The following is a 14,704-nucleotide window of genomic DNA, read 5'->3' as shown; positions in this document are numbered from 1 at the left end:
CGACTTTTTCAGCACCCTGTTAGAAATAGGTGTTCGAAAGTGTCGAACGCCAATCGAAACCATTCGTTCTTGGAGGTTGTACATGCGAGCGTTCCGGATGATTCTTGGGGGGGGGGCTGATCCTCTTTTCGGCAGCCTGTCAGGCTGATGGACCGACGGGATTGGTCGACCTCGAGCCCCGGCGAACGGAGCTCCCCTGCGCAGATAACTGCGATCCAAATGTTGAGTACACCGAGAACGGGCCTGTGACATGGGACCCGGTCGCCGTAGCGTCGGAGGCAGAGTACATGCTGGCCGAAGTCGAGATTATGGCCGCTGCGGTTAACGCCGACTGGGAACAGCTTGAGACGAATACGGATGGCCGCTCGAATCACATCAAGCAAGCGTGCCAAGGACACCAAACTGCCTACAATATGTCGGTTGGCGCTTTCGCAGTGGGCGCAACCGCGTCCATCGTTGCGCTTGCTGCAGGGGGTCCTATAGGATGGGCTGGTATCAAGGCATACGCTGCTGGGAACGCAGCGCTGCTTGCTGCCGTAAACGTTGCTGGTGCCATGCTCAACGAGTGCAAGTATAACGCGGGTCGAGACTGGGATCAGAATCATGAGTGATCACACGCGGCTGGTCGTAACGGTTGTCGGTTTCTTTCTCGCTTATGCCGTTCTACGGGGCGTGGTGAACCAGCCTTCGCGTGTCAAACGCCTTGCTCACGCGTTCGGGTTTTTCGCCGTTCTTCTGGCGACTTTCATCCCGGCACCTCAGCCACTCATGTGGCAGCGCTGGGCGGCGGCGGCATGCGCCGTGCTGGCGGCAGGTTGCTGGATTGCATCACGATTTGTGGCGCAGGGCAGGCCAACGACCCAATCAATCGCGTCGGAATAGTCTTCCGTAGCAGCCAAGCGTGCGTGGGTTCTGCGAGAGGGATGAACATCTTCGCTCCCTCTCGCAGTATTCCATTCCCCTCAAGTCACGAAACGATCAGCCCACCAGATCGCCGGGCCGCTCGCCTCGCACATACGCATCCACGTTGGCCAGCGCGCGCATGCCCATGTTCGTGCGCGTCTCGATGGTGGCACTGCCCAGGTGGGGCAGCAATACCACCTGCTCCATGTCCTTGAGCTCCGCCGTTACGCTGGGCTCGAATTCGTAGACGTCAAGCCCGGCACCGGCGATACGCTGCTCCTTGAGCGCGGTCACCAGCGCCGCTTCGTGCACCACATCGCCGCGCGCCGTGTTCACCAGATAGGCGTGTGGCGGCATGAGTGCCAGAGTCTCGGCGTTCATGAGATGCCGAGTCTCCGGTGTGGCCGGACAATGCAGCGATACCACATCACTGCGCTGCAGCAGCTCCTCCAACGTCGCCGCACGTTCAGCGCTGGCAGGTCCCGCCGTGGCCGGATCGTCAATGCGCGGATCACGCGGCGCGTGCCACAGGATGTGCATGCCGAAGGCCTCGTGCGCGATGCGCGCCACGGCACGACCGATACGTCCATAGCCCACGATGCCCAGCGTCTTGCCGCGCAGCGTACGACCCAGCATGAACGTGGGCCGCAATCCGCTCCACGCACCACTGCGCAAATGCCGCTCGCCTTCACCCAGACGGCGCATGGTCATGAGGATGAGCGCAATGGCCACATCCGCCGTGTCATCGGTCACCACATCGGGCGTATTGGTAACGGTAATGCCTGCGCGCCGTGCCGACTCGAGCGCGATGTGATTCACGCCCACACCCACATTCGCAAGCAGCTTCGTGCGAATGCTGGTGGTGTCGAAGATGCCTGGGTGCCACTTGTCGGTGACGGTGGTGATGACCACGTCAGCCTGCTGCAGCACCTGCGCCATCTGTTCCGCGGTCAGCGCGATGTCAGTGCGATTGAACAGCGCGTCGTAGCGCGCCGCCACCGCCGCTTCCACGGCCTCCGGCATCTTGCGTGTGACCACCACACGCAGCGAACGACTGTCCGCGCTCATGCCGTCACCCGCCACTCAGCCAACGCCGCACCAACGCCCTTGCCCAGCGGCACGTCAATGCCCGCGTCGTACAGCGCCATCTCTACACCGCCCAGCGCGCCGGCCAGCGTGAGCACGTTCATGTCGCCCAAGTGACCAATGCGAAACACCTTGCCCGCCAGCTCTGCGAGGCCTGAACCCAGAGCGATGTCATAGCGGCTGAACGCAATTTCGATGACGCGCCGCGCGTCGTATCCTTCGGGCACCATCACGGCCGTGAGCGAATTGCTGGCAATCTCGGGACGCCTGGCACAACTGCGAAGACCCCAGGCGTGCACCGCCGCGCGCACACCCGACGCGAGCCGCGCATGCCGCGCCGCCACGTTGGCCATGCCTTCGTCCAGCAACATGGTGAGGGCCTCGTCGAGTCCGTACAGCAACGACAGCGCCGGCGTGCTGGGGAAGTATCCTTGCGCGTTGTTGGCGCGCATGGCGCGCACGTCGAAGTACGCGCGAGGCATGGTGCACTGGTCCACGCGCGCAAGCGCCTTCTCACTCAGATACAGAATGCCAAGGCCAGCCGGCAGCATGAAACCCTTCTGCGAGCCGGTGATGGCCGCGTCCACCCCCCAGCGATCGAACTGGAAGTCGAGACTGGCAATGGAACTCACGCCGTCCACCATGAGCAACGCCGGATGTCCCGCGCGGTCCATGGCGGCGCGCACCGCCGCCACATCACAGGTCACGCCAGTGGCCGTTTCGTTGTGCACCAGCAGCACGGCCTGAATCTCGTGGGCGCGGTCGGCAACCAGGGCCGCTTCAATGCGCGATGGATCAGCCGCCTCGCCCCACGGCTCCTCGAGCACTTCCACCTGATAGCCCAGGTTGCGGGCCGTCTGAATGAAGAGGTGCGAGAACTGACCGAAGCGCGGCGCCAGCAGACGTCCACCCGGGTTGATCGTGTTGACCAGCGCCGCTTCCCACATGGCCGAGCCGGTGGCGGGAAACACGAACGCCTCGCCTCGCGTCTGATGCACGACCTGCGGCAGTCGTGACAGAATGGAGCGCGTGAAGGCCGGAAAGGTCGACGACCGATGGTCTTCCATCTGGCGATGCATCGCCCGCTGGAGACGGTCGGGGACGGGCGTTGGCCCGGGAATCTGCAGGAAGTGGCGGCCGGCCATGCGAGGTGGGAGAGGTCGAAACGAAGAAAGAATCAGGCGGGGATACTGCCCAGGGCGCTGCTCAGGCTACGTGCTCGGCCTCGGCAGTGCTGGCGGACGTGTGCGGAGCGGTCGGCGCGTCGACATCACTGTGCGACTCGGCGTCTTCCGTGTCCCGATCGGCATCGGCCGCATCATCACTGCCGGGATCGAGCACACGGATGAGGCGACGACACAGACGCGTGAGGCGGGTTTTCTGCTCCCCGCTCAACTCGCGCATGAGGCTCACAATGGCCTCGGTACGCACGGGGCCGACGTCAGCCAGCAGCACGTGGCCGGCCTCCGTGAGATACACGGTGATGAAACGACGATCGACCGCATGACGTTCGCGACGCACGAGGCCACGGCCTTCGAGCGCGTCGATGATGGCCGTCATTTGTGCCTTGCTGCGCGCGAGTGCCTCGGCCAGCTCCTGCTGGTGCACCGGCCCGCGCTGTTGCAGCGTCTCCAGCACGCCGAATTGCGAAGCCGAGAGGCCAAACGCGTGGGTCGCCACCTCGACATGCGAGGCCGAGAGGGTCGCCACACGTTGCAGTGCCCCGTAGGCGTCCAGCGCTCGGCGGCGTTTCTTGTCACCCTTGCTCATGGGCCCGGGAGTGCGAGTGGAGGAGTCAGGCGCGCAACAGGCCAGCGTGGCGCGCGGCCACACGTTCGGCCAGCACCGACGCCACGGCCATGATCGTTTCCTGTGGATTGACCCCGAGCGCCGTTGGCAGCACGGAACCATCGGTAATGTACACACCGCGCACCCCATGTCGCTCTCCATCCGGGGTCGTGGCCGAGGTGTGACGCGCCGTTCCCATGCGGCAGGTTCCGTTGACATGCGCCGAAAAGAGGGCGAGCCCGTTGGGGTGTATGCCCCCTGCAAGTGCGCCAAGGTCCCGCTCGTGGCGCACGACGCGCGGCACGCTGTGCATGCTGCCCACTTCCCGGGCGCCGGCCGCGAGATGCAATCGGGCCATGGCCTGGATGGACGCCGACACGCGCGCGGCATCTTCGCGGCTCAGACGATACCGAATGGACCGCGTGCCGCGTCTGGTAACCGACACCTGGCCGCTTGATTGCGCACGGGCGGCACCATCGCGGGTGAGCCCGATGGTTACCCCAAGGTTTCGGTAGCGCGCCATGCAGCGGGCATGCGCTTCACCGAAATCGGGCAGAGCCGCCGCCGTGAAGCTGGGCAACATGGGCGGCGTCTCAATCCAGAAGCCGTAGTCCGTCTGCTGCCACTGCAGGAATTCGTCGCACACGGTGCTGAGGGGAATGCCCGCGCTGGCCACGACTTCCTCGTCGTAGTGCGCGTAGACTGCCGTGGTGGGATGGAGACGCAGCCACTGCCCCACGGCATCACCGCCCAGGCCGGACTGCTGCAACAGCACCGGTGTTTCGATGGCGCCGGCCGCGCACACCACGAGTGGCGCCTCCACATGCAGCGTGCTCACCCGCCCATTGGCGTGACGGCGTGTGGCCACCACACGCTTGAGTGGTGGCGTGCCCTGCTGGTTGAGGCCGGGATCGCGCTCGAGCACTTCGATACGCAGTGCCCGCGAAGACGTGAAGAGAGTGGCGCCGGCGGCGAGCGCGCGCGGGACATACGTGACGTCTGCCGATTGTTTGGCGCCATGGCGACACCCGATGCCACAGCAGCCGCAGCGCTGGCAGCCAACCACATTCAGTTGTCCGGCGCGCGCCCGCCAGCCCAGCGCCTGTGCGCCCGCCAGCAATTTTGCGTTGTTGACCGAATGCGCGGCATCCGGCACCAGACTCGCATGCACCTCACGCTCGATGCGTGCAAAAACCGGTGCCATGTCCGACGGACTCATGCCGGTGATACCGTGATGCGACGCCCACTCAGCCAGCACGAATTCCGGCGTGCGCAGCATGATCATCCAGTTGACCAGCGTCGATCCGCCGACTGCCTCGCCCTGCACGAGTGCAATGGCTGCATCGTCCGTCGTGCGCAGGCCGCCGTCTGCATACAGCCGCTCGATCTGCCGCGCTTCGTTGTCGTCAAAATCCTCGCGACGGTGCCAGGCCCCCGCCTCGAGCATGACCACCCGATAGCCCGCCTCGGCCAGCCGCGCCGCCGCCACCGCGCCGCCCGCGCCGGTGCCAATCACCACGACATCAGCGGCGACGCGGCCCGTGGGCGTGGACGGGTCCACGTCGAAGCGCTCCGGCATGGCACTCCATGCGCCACGCTCGCCGGCACGTGGCGTGCCAACGTCAACCAGTACCCGAGGCGACGCTTCGGGCCCCGCATATCCGATGGCCCGTGACACCACCGGGTCGGCGTAGTGCACCGCCATCACCAGGCGCCGCAGCGTCTGCACCGCCGAGCGCACCACACCGATGGGCGACTCGACCCAGCGGCCCAGCCGCTCCGCCTGCGCCTCCGGGGCCAGCGCGGCGAACGCCACGGGTCTCTGGCCGGCCAGCAGGCCGCCCATTGGAGACGCCAGCAAACGGATGGCCTGTCCGACCTGACGACGCTTGTCCTCAGGCAGCGTGTGGAGTCGTGCGTCTACTCGCTCGGCAACACCTGGGAGCGCCGTGCCAGCCGCGGGCGCGCCGCGCAGAACGGCCCCTGCCAGCACGTCGAGCGCCTGTCGCTCAGCATTGGAGAGGAATGGCCCCCCGGCAGCACAAATCCCGCCATCCGACGTGGTCGGAGGCGGGACGGGTGCATTGCCCACTCGGGGCAACCTGGTGGTCAGCGAATCAGGCGGCGGGGTGGCCATGTGGAGACATTGCCGTCCGCCACGCAGGGCCGCCAGAGCCTGGGGACCCGCGGATTCCGTTACCGACTGTTGGCCGCGAAGATGTCCCGCGTTTCCCGGTGCGTCAGCACCCAGATGCTGTAGCCGCCGAACAGCGTACCGAAGGGCCAGCGGAACAGGCGCAGCACCGAAACAAACAGGATGACCCACCGCGCCCAATTCTGGTGGTTGAGCAGGGCCAGACCAGCCAGCAGCCCGAAGAGACTGATGACTCCGATGATTACCGCGACGACCGCGCTGGTGACCGTGCCCACCACCATGACCACGGGGTTGAGCGTGGCGAGCGAGCTGAAGAGGCCGCCAAACAGGGCACCGGCCGCCATCAGGAGACCAATGGCGCTGTAGAGCAGATTGACGAGGCCGACGACCTTGATGTGGGTGCGCACCGAACCGACTCCATACGTGAGGGTTAGTGATCCGTACGCGGAGCGCAGCGGCGGGATTCAGACCACTGCCGGCGTGTCAGTCTGTATCACCAGGTCAGGCCGTGACCTTGCGGGCATTTCGGCGGCTATCCACGAGGCTCACCAGCGCCACGCCCCCCACAATGACGGACATGGCTACCCAGGCCGAGGCGGGCAGGCGTTCACCGCCGAGCGCCACGCCCAGCAGCACGGCCACCACCGGATTGACATAGGCATAGGTCCCGACGGCGGTGGGGCTGGCTACCTTGAGCAGCCACATGTAGGTGGAGAAACCTACAAGTGATCCGAAGATGACGAGATAGAGGAGCGATAGTGCGGAGCGAGTCGACACCGTATCGAAACTGACCCGCTGCCAGTCACCCAGCGCCAGCGACAGCACGATCAGCAGCGCGCCCCCGGTGAGCATCTGCATGGCAATGGCCATGGAGGCCGGCTTGGCCTGCTGCGCCGTGCGGGAATAGAGCGAACCAATGGTCCAGGACAGCGAGCCCATGGTGAGCGCCACGGCGCCGATTGGATCGACGGCCGTGAGCCCCGCGCTGCCGGTCGGCATGACCAGCAGCCCCACACCCACGAGGCCCACCACCACACCAGCCAGTTGGGCGACGCGCGGGCGCTTGCCCTGCCAGGCTTCGCAGAGCACCAGCCACAACGGAACCGTGGCCACCAGGACTGAGGCCAGACCCGAACTGACGCGCCGGCTGGCCCAGGACACGGCTCCGTTGCCGACAAAGAGCAGGAGGCCGCCCACGATGGCGGCGTCCCGCCACTGCGCCCGCGTGGGCGCTGCGGCCCCTCGCAAACGGTTCCACCCATACAGGGCCGCACCAGCTACCAGGAAGCGCAGGGCACCCATAAAGAATGGTGGAATTGTTTCCACCCCCCACTTTATGGCCAGATAGGTCGAACCCCACACCACGTAAATGATGAGGAATCCGGCGATCAGCTGAAAACGGGTGGCAGCTGGCGTATCGTGCAAAGTGCCCTGAGTGTTCCCCACGTGTTCCTTAACTGTCCTGATTGTGACCTGATTTGAGCGAACGCACAACGACGCTGCCGGCTGTGAGACCGCCCACCAGCACGTACAGATAGAACGTGTAGAACCGCCACCAGAGCAGCGACGACACAAACACGGCCGATGGAATGGCGTCCCGCAAAACCGTCGCAAAGGCCCCCTCGATGAATCCACCACCGCCCGGAGCCGGTACCACCACCCCGCCGTAAAACAGCGCCAAGGGCCAAAGCACCAGCGGCGCCAGGTTCTCGAGCGTGACCGGAAAGTCCGGCGCCGACAGGAACACCAGAAGCGGCAGCGTGGCCACCTTGCCCAGCACGTGCAGCACCGACCCACCCAGGGCCAACGCCATGTGCCCAGGATGCGCGTGCCGGAGGGCCAACACCGAACGGCGCAGCCCACGAAGCAGCCGCTGCACCGCGCGCCAGCCGCCGGGCGACACCCGCAGTCTCACCGCCCAGTCCGGTACCGGTCCGCGCGCGTGGTGTTGTGACAGTACCCAACCCACCGCGCCCAGCGTCAATACCAGCGAGCTGTAGCCACCCACCAACGCAGCCAGGCCAGCCGCCGACGCCCCGCGGCCGTGAAACACGACCGCGAGCGCCGAGCATACCAGCAGCAAACTCCACATCTCGAGAAAGAGTTCGAGAAAGAGCACCAGCACCCGCTCGGCCGGACCCGTGCCGCTTTCCGCGAGCACCAGATAGCGGGCCGGCTCCGCACCCGATCGCGCTGGCGTAATGGCGGCGGCAAAATCACCCGCCAGACACACCCGGAGCGCGGTGATGAAACGCAGCGCGATTCCGCAGGCGCGGGCCGAAGCCTGGATCTTGAACGCGCGAGTCAGCAGTTCCGCGGTGACTGTTGCCAAGGCCACCGCGTGCACCGGCCAGGCCAGCCACGGCATGCCGTCCGCTGGCCAGTGGGGCCACACCACCCAGGCCGACGCGCCCAGCATCAGGGCAAACGAAAGCAGCGTCAGCAGCCAGCGGCCAGAAGTCATGGCGCAAGATAGTCGCCATTTCGTGTGGGCCGACGCAGAATCAAGGCTACGGCGCGACCTTGCCTGCCCCCTCCCTTCCACCGCCCGTCGAGGCTCACATGTCCGCACTCTCCCGCCGCGCGTGGCTGCGCACCACCGGTCTCGGTCTAGGCGCCACCGCCGCTTTGCCCGGGTTGCTGCCCGCCGCCGACATGGCGCGGGTGCTGGGGAACGTGTCCTACCCGGACATGCTGGCGCAGCTCGAGCGCGATGCCACCACGGCGCGTCGCGCCGCGGGCCCCATTCGCCTCTCGTTCAACGAGAACCCCTTCGGCATGTCACCCAAGGCCAAGGACGCGCTCATGGGCTCCTGGGCGCAGCACACCTGGTACATGCCACCCATTCGTCAGGAGATTCGCCGCACGTTCGCGCAGCATGTGGGGGTGCCCGAGGATCATGTGCTGGTCACGCAGGGCTCGAGCGAGGTGCTGGGTATTCTGGCCATGGCCTATGCGCTCGAAGGCGGCGAGATCGTGGCGCCCTGGCCCACGTTCGAAGACCTGCCGCGCTGGGGCGAGACACTGCGCGCCACCGTGCACAAGGTACCGCTCGATCAGCATCTCGATCACGATCTCTACACGATGGACGCGAAGATCGGCAGCGGCACGAAACTCGTGTTTGTGTGCAATCCCAACAACCCCACGTCAAACCTTGCCGACGACAAGGCCTTGCGTGAGTTCGTGTCCAATGTGGCGCGGCGCACACCGGTCATCGTGGACGAAGCCTACTTCGACTTCGTTGATGCGCCGGGATACAAGAGCATGGTGGATCTGGTGCTCAAGGGCGAACAGGTGATCGTGTCGCGCACCGCCAGCAAGATTCACGGCCTGGCAGGACTGCGTGTGGGGTTTGCCGTCGCGCGTCCTGACATCATTGCGCGTCTGCAGCAGTACGTCACCGGCGACGCGAACGTGTTTGGCCTGCACGCCGCCAACGCGTCCCTGCTCGACGTGGAGTATCAGACGTTTGTGAAGCAGAAGAACGCCGAGGGACGCAAGCTGCTGCTCGACACGCTGGCGCGACTGGGCAAGAAGGCGGCGCCGTCGCAAACCAACTTCGTGTTCTTCCAGAGTGGCAAGCCGGTGCAGCAACTCCAGCGTCACTTCGAGGGCAAGGGCTTTCTCATTGGACGCGCGTTTCCGCCGTACACGGACTGGTGCCGTGTTTCCATCGGGACGCCAGACGAGATGCGACAGTTCGTGGCCGAGTTGCCGGCGGCATTGGCGTAAGCGGCTCGTTCGGTCTCAGGTGCCACGCGGCTTGGCGCGCCGCGTGGCTTCTGCGGTCAGTGGATCATCCGGCCAGGGGTGACGCGGATAGCGTCCACGCAGATCCTTGCGCACCTCGAAGTAGCCCGTGCGCCAGAAGCCGGCGAGGTCGCGCGTGACCTGCACCGGGCGTTGCGCGGGTGAAAGCAAGTGCAGCGTGACCGGCACGCGCCCGTCGAGCAGCATGGGCGTGCTCGTCCACCCAAAGACTTCCTGCAGCTTCACAGCCAGCACCGGCGCGTCGGGGCTACTGTAGTTCACAGCAATGCGTGACCCGCTTGGCACCTCGAGATGGGTGGGCGCCAGCCGATCGAGCGCCGCACGCCGGTCCCAGGAGATGAGTGTGGAGAGGGCGTCGTGCCACGGTAGTTGTTCGAGCTGCGTCCAGTTGCGCAGTCGGTCGAGATGCGGGCCGAGCCACTCATCCAGCGTGTTCACCAGCGCGTCGTCGGAGACGTCGGGCCACGTGCGGTCGAAGTGATGCAGAAAGGCGAGCCGTTCCCGCAAACGTGTGGCGCTCTCGCTCCATGGCCAGGCGGATGCACCGCTCCTGGTGAGCTGTGAAATCCAGAGCGCACGAACCTGCTCGGCGTCCACCTCACGCAGCGGTTTCTCTTCGATGGTGATCGCACCAAGCCGCACACGCTGCACGGCCTTCACACTGCGCGTGCGCTCATCCCAGTCCACACCACGGTCGGTGCTCAGCTGATCCCGCACCTCCAGCCGGAGATCCTCGAGTGAAATCGGGACCGCACGCGCCACGCGATACTCGGGGGGTTGCCCATCGAGTTCGGCAATGACCAGCCACGGCTCGTCGAAGAGTGCGTCACCGCGCGTGACCACCGCCCCGCTACCGTTGCGCAACAGATAGCGGCCGTCGCTTCCGGGGCGGCGCTGCGCCACACGATCGGGGAATGCGAGGGCGACGAGTACGCCGACGTCGATGTTGTGTTGGCTTCCGCTGTTTGCCGTTCTGTTCGCAATCTCTCGGCCCGCCTGCCTCACTCGCCGCAGCGCATCCCGGTCCACCCGCGCACCATGCAACGACACCTCACGCTCATCGTGCTGCAGCGCCTCGAGCCTGAGCCGGAGATCGGCCGGTGCACGCGCCGGACCCTCGACCCGAAGCACATCGCGCTCCTCGAGCAGCGCCGCGAGCTGCGCCCCCAGTTCACCTGCGCCACGCGACGCCGCCACCAGTACGAGATGCGCGAGACGCGGCTGCAGCGGCAGCGCGGCCATCTGCCGGCCATGCGCCGTGATGCGGCCGCCGACGTCGAGGGCACCGAGCTCCCGGAGCAGCTCACGCGCCTGCGCAAACGCGCCCGCGCGTGGCACATCCAGCCAGCGCAATTGCGACGGATCGGCAATGCCGGCATCGGCCAACTCCAGCGCCAGCGACGACAGATCGGCATCGAGAATCTCCGGCCGCGTGGCCGCCGCCATGCCATGCTCTTCCTGCGCATCCCAGAGGCGATAGCACACCCCAGGTGCCACACGCCCCGCGCGCCCCCGTCGCTGATCGGCCGACGCCCGACTCACCCGCGTGGTGACCAGGCGCGTGAGACCAGCGGCAGCGTCATAACGGGCCACGCGCGACAGGCCGGCATCCACCACCACACGCACGCCTTCCACGGTCAGACTGGTTTCCGCCACGCTGGTGCTGAGCACCACCTTGCGTGTGCCGGGCGGCGACGCGCCCAGCGCCGCATCCTGATCGGCCAGCGACAAACTGCCGTGCAGCACATGCACCTGCACGGTGTCCGGCACCCACGACGCAAGTCGCGACGCCACACGCTGCTGTTCGCTCATGCCGGGCAGAAACACCAGCACGTCACCGTCGTGTGCGTCCAGTGCCTCCCGCAGCACACGGCTCACCGACGCGTCGAGCCATTCGTCGCGACGCGGCGGACGGTACTGCGTCTCCACCGGATACGCGCGGCCTGCACTGCGAATAACCGGGGCCGGGCCGGCGTGATCGGCGAGCAATCCGGCCACCGCGTCGCCATCCAGCGTGGCCGACATGACCACGAGGCGCAGGTCCTCGCGCACCTGCTGTGTTTCCAAGACCAGCGCGAGTCCGAGGTCGGCCTGCAGCGAGCGCTCGTGAAACTCGTCGAACAGCACCGCCCCGTAGCCTTCGAGTGTCGGATCAGCCGACAACAGCCGGGCCAGCACGCCCTCCGTCACCACCTCAATACGTGTGCGCGCGGACACGCGCGTCTCACCGCGCACGCGGTAGCCAACGGTTTCACCCACTGACTCACCGCGCACGCGCGCCATGAAATGCGCCGCGCTGCGTGCCGCCAGTCGCCGAGGCTCGAGCATGAGTACGCGCTGCGTGCCAAGCCATGGCGCATCAAGCAGCGACGGCGGAACCCGCGTGGTTTTTCCCGCACCTGGCGGCGCCTCGAGCACTGCGGCCGCCCGCGCAGTCAGCGCGGCGTGCAGCGCCGGCAACGCTTCGTCAATCGGCAGCGTCACATCACCACGCTGAGCAGCCATGCGGTTCAGCGGCGACGTCGTGTCGGGCCATCGAGCTGCTGCACCAGCCACTGCTGCGCCCGCTCGATCACATCATCCACGCCGCTGCGCACTGCGCGCACGGTCAGCCGCGCGTCCACCACCGGCGTGATGCCCACACGCTGCCACGTGGACTGGTCAATGCGGCGCAGTTCATGCGCCGGAACTTCGAGCACCAGGTTGCCGGGCAGCGGCACCTGCACCGCCTCCGCCGGCGAACCGGAGCTCGCGCTGCCCATGAACGTCACCTCCGCCGCCCCTTCGAGCGCCAGCGCGAGCCGCTCCATCGCGCCGCTCGTGCGCTCATCCACGAGTGCCACGATGCGTCCAGAAAAATGACCACTGGTATCACCGCGCGACACACGAGCGCGCGTTTCACGCTCGTCGGGACACTGCGCCGCGGCTTCACGTAGCGTGAGAGCGAGACAGGGCGACGACTGATAGCGATGCAGTTCGACCGCGGTGACTGCCACCGGCCGTGTGCGCAGCGCCGCCAGCATGCGCGCACCCACCACACTGCTGTCGGCCAGTGCACCACGCAGATCCACAATCCATGCGCGCGCGCCACGATGCCGCGCAATGGCATCATCCACCGTCTGGTCGGTGAGGCGATTCACGTCGAGATAGGCCACACCGTTTGGCAGCACCATGGCGGCGGCCTGCTGCGGGCGCTCCACCTGCGCGAGCAGCGCCGGATAGGCCAGTGTGCGCGGTACGGCCAGCTGCCGTTCTCTTCCCGTCGCCTCACGAATGCGCACCAGCGAGTTGCCGGGAGGCCCGAAGGGCAGCTGTGCCATCAGCAGACGCTGACGTGTCCACTCGTTGGGTGCAGACACATCGCGCTGATGATCGATGAGCCACGACGGCAACGGATAGCCGTCCACAGCCGTGAGTTCCTGCCCCACCTCGAGCCCGAGTGCGCGTGTCACCGAATCGCGCACCAGATCACGAATGATCGCGCGCCCTTCCACCCACTGGACGCGAAACGGCAGCGCCGCCACACCGCGGGTGCTGTCCATGGTCGCTCCGGTCACGCGCACCTGCGCATCATCGAACGACCCCACCAGGGCTCGCACGGTGGCCGCGTACTCCACCGCATGCCGCGCCGATTCCAATCGCGGCAGCGCGCGCTCGAACACCGCGTCCGCGTCATCATCGTACAAGTCACGGTGCGCGTGACGCGCCCGCATGCTGCTCCAGAGACGCGCACCGGCCAGGACGCGCGCTCCCATGAAGGGATACGGGTCACGGTCGTAGTAGCCCGGCAGCTGCGCCGGCGCCCGCACCACCGGCAGACGCGACGCGCGGACATAGCGCTGCGTGCGCAGCATCTCGAGCGCAACGCGACGGGCCGGATTGCTGTCGGTTGGCGTGGGCCCGGACACCACGGTGTCGGCACGCAGATCACTGCTGCCGTCCGCGTGCAGCAACTCACCGGTACGCAGCCGGAGCTGCAGGCCCTCACGGAGTGGAATCACCACACTGGGCACGAGCGCGTCGTCACGCAGCCCGTCTTCCGCAACGAGCGTCGCGCGTCCGCTGGCCACCAGACCCAGCACGGCACGTGGCAGGACGGTCTGTGTATTGGCCAGCACGACCACGTGCCGCGTGCTCGTGTCCTGCGGCAGAATGAGTCGGCCGTCGCGCAGCACCCAGGCGTCGTCGAACTGCCAGGCGCCGGCAACCTCGCGTGCGCCGCCGACCCGCCGCACACGCACACTGCTTTCGGTGAAGGGCACCGACGCCAGCCGCTCCACCAACTGGGTGCGCGCAAAGAACGCGTCCACGCTGTCCAGCAGGGTGCGGCCCGCCGCGGCGCGCAAGTCGAGCACGACGCGCGAAGGCACGGCCTGGAGCGCCGTGCGCAAGCCTACGTCAGCGGCTTCGGCATACACCGACGCCGTCGGGACCTGCAGCACGAGAATGCTGTCGGCGGTTTGCTCGACGTTTACAACATCCACGCGCGTGAGCGGGCGGCGGTCTTCTGCGTCATCGGCCGTTTCAACGCGAGAGAGCGGATCCTGCAGCGCACCCACGAAGCGCTGATACGCCAACGCCAGTGCCTCTGGCGTATCGGCGCGACGCACCAGGGTGACCGCCCGAATGAAGGCGGAATCGAGCGGGGCACCACGCACGGCCACGGCCGGATGATGCAGCGACGCCAGGTGCCACACCCAGGCCAGACGCATCAGCCGCGACGTACCGGCGGAGTCGGACGCGGCGGCATCGGGCTCCGGATCAGCAGGTGCCGGCGGCAGTGCCACAACCGGCCTGATGGCCGGCACTTCACGCACCACCGGGCCGGGCGCGGCCACCTCCGCCGACCGCGCGGGCGGCAGGCAGGCCGTCGCGACCAGCGGCGCGCTGAGCAGCGGCGCGCTGACCAGCAGCCACCTGAGGGTTCGTCGGCTGCGGTCAGCACCGACCGTGGACCATCGCGCAGGACTCGTCATCTTGCAAAGATACCGCGGGCCACGC

The 14,704-nt window shown here is 66.8% G+C and carries 12 protein-coding genes; 3 read left to right on the top strand and 9 right to left on the bottom strand.

The features are described 5' to 3' along the window. Positions 1-287: 287 nt before the first annotated feature. Together B2747_RS00755 and B2747_RS00750 are read left to right on the top strand one after the other, a co-directional pair. Positions 288-611, top strand: coding sequence for a hypothetical protein (locus tag B2747_RS00755; protein WP_291155475.1), 324 nt, complete (start codon positions 288-290; stop codon positions 609-611). After that, the gene (locus tag B2747_RS00750; protein WP_291155472.1) at positions 604-882 is read left to right on the top strand and encodes a hypothetical protein; all 279 of its coding nucleotides are present in this window, start codon (positions 604-606) and stop codon (positions 880-882) included. The genes B2747_RS00755 and B2747_RS00750 overlap by 8 nt, the downstream gene beginning before the upstream one ends. Before the next feature lie 96 nt (positions 883-978). Here B2747_RS00750 and B2747_RS00745 read toward each other — a convergent pair whose 3' ends face one another. The 7 genes from B2747_RS00745 to B2747_RS00715 form a co-directional block, all read right to left on the bottom strand. Then, positions 979-1,971 (bottom strand): 2-hydroxyacid dehydrogenase, encoded by a 993-nt coding sequence (locus tag B2747_RS00745; protein ID WP_291155469.1) that lies wholly within the window; start codon positions 1,969-1,971, stop codon positions 979-981. Further along, complete coding sequence (locus tag B2747_RS00740) at positions 1,968-3,134, bottom strand: pyridoxal-phosphate-dependent aminotransferase family protein (protein WP_291155466.1); 1,167 nt, start codon at positions 3,132-3,134, stop codon at positions 1,968-1,970. The genes B2747_RS00745 and B2747_RS00740 overlap by 4 nt, the downstream gene beginning before the upstream one ends. Before the next feature lie 61 nt (positions 3,135-3,195). Continuing rightward, on the bottom strand, positions 3,196-3,759 hold the full coding sequence (locus B2747_RS00735) for a MarR family winged helix-turn-helix transcriptional regulator (RefSeq protein WP_291155463.1): 564 nt from the start codon (positions 3,757-3,759) through the stop codon (positions 3,196-3,198). A 25-nt stretch (positions 3,760-3,784) separates the two neighbouring features. Continuing rightward, on the bottom strand, positions 3,785-5,770 hold the full coding sequence (locus B2747_RS00730) for a GMC family oxidoreductase (RefSeq protein WP_291155459.1): 1,986 nt from the start codon (positions 5,768-5,770) through the stop codon (positions 3,785-3,787). 203 nt (positions 5,771-5,973) lie between these two features. Next, complete coding sequence (locus B2747_RS00725) at positions 5,974-6,339, bottom strand: hypothetical protein (protein ID WP_291155456.1); 366 nt, start codon at positions 6,337-6,339, stop codon at positions 5,974-5,976. Between the two features lie 94 nt (positions 6,340-6,433). Then, positions 6,434-7,378: a drug/metabolite exporter YedA gene (yedA, locus tag B2747_RS00720; RefSeq protein ID WP_291155453.1), complete on the bottom strand. Its 945-nt coding sequence runs from the start codon at positions 7,376-7,378 to the stop codon at positions 6,434-6,436. 7 nt (positions 7,379-7,385) lie between these two features. Then, the gene (locus B2747_RS00715; protein WP_291155450.1) at positions 7,386-8,396 is read right to left on the bottom strand and encodes a lysylphosphatidylglycerol synthase transmembrane domain-containing protein; all 1,011 of its coding nucleotides are present in this window, start codon (positions 8,394-8,396) and stop codon (positions 7,386-7,388) included. Positions 8,397-8,494: 98 nt separating this feature from the next. Here B2747_RS00715 and B2747_RS00710 point away from each other — a divergent pair, with 98 nt between their 5' ends. Further along, positions 8,495-9,664 carry a pyridoxal phosphate-dependent aminotransferase gene (locus B2747_RS00710; protein ID WP_291155446.1) on the top strand — a complete coding sequence of 390 codons (1,170 nt, stop codon included), beginning with the start codon at positions 8,495-8,497 and terminating at the stop codon, positions 9,662-9,664. Between the two features lie 15 nt (positions 9,665-9,679). On the opposite strand, the gene hrpB is transcribed toward B2747_RS00710, so the two are convergent. Next, positions 9,680-12,208, bottom strand: coding sequence for an ATP-dependent helicase HrpB (gene hrpB, locus B2747_RS00705; RefSeq protein ID WP_291155444.1), 2,529 nt, complete (start codon positions 12,206-12,208; stop codon positions 9,680-9,682). Positions 12,209-12,213: 5 nt separating this feature from the next. Continuing rightward, the gene (locus B2747_RS00700; protein ID WP_291155440.1) at positions 12,214-14,679 is read right to left on the bottom strand and encodes a S41 family peptidase; all 2,466 of its coding nucleotides are present in this window, start codon (positions 14,677-14,679) and stop codon (positions 12,214-12,216) included. Positions 14,680-14,704: the final 25 nt, after the last annotated feature.

This window comes from Gemmatimonas sp. UBA7669 (assembly GCF_002483225.1).
Classification (GTDB): domain Bacteria; phylum Gemmatimonadota; class Gemmatimonadetes; order Gemmatimonadales; family Gemmatimonadaceae; genus Gemmatimonas.
Note: the sequence above shows the minus strand (reverse complement) of the source record. Positions and strands in the feature narration are given on the sequence as shown.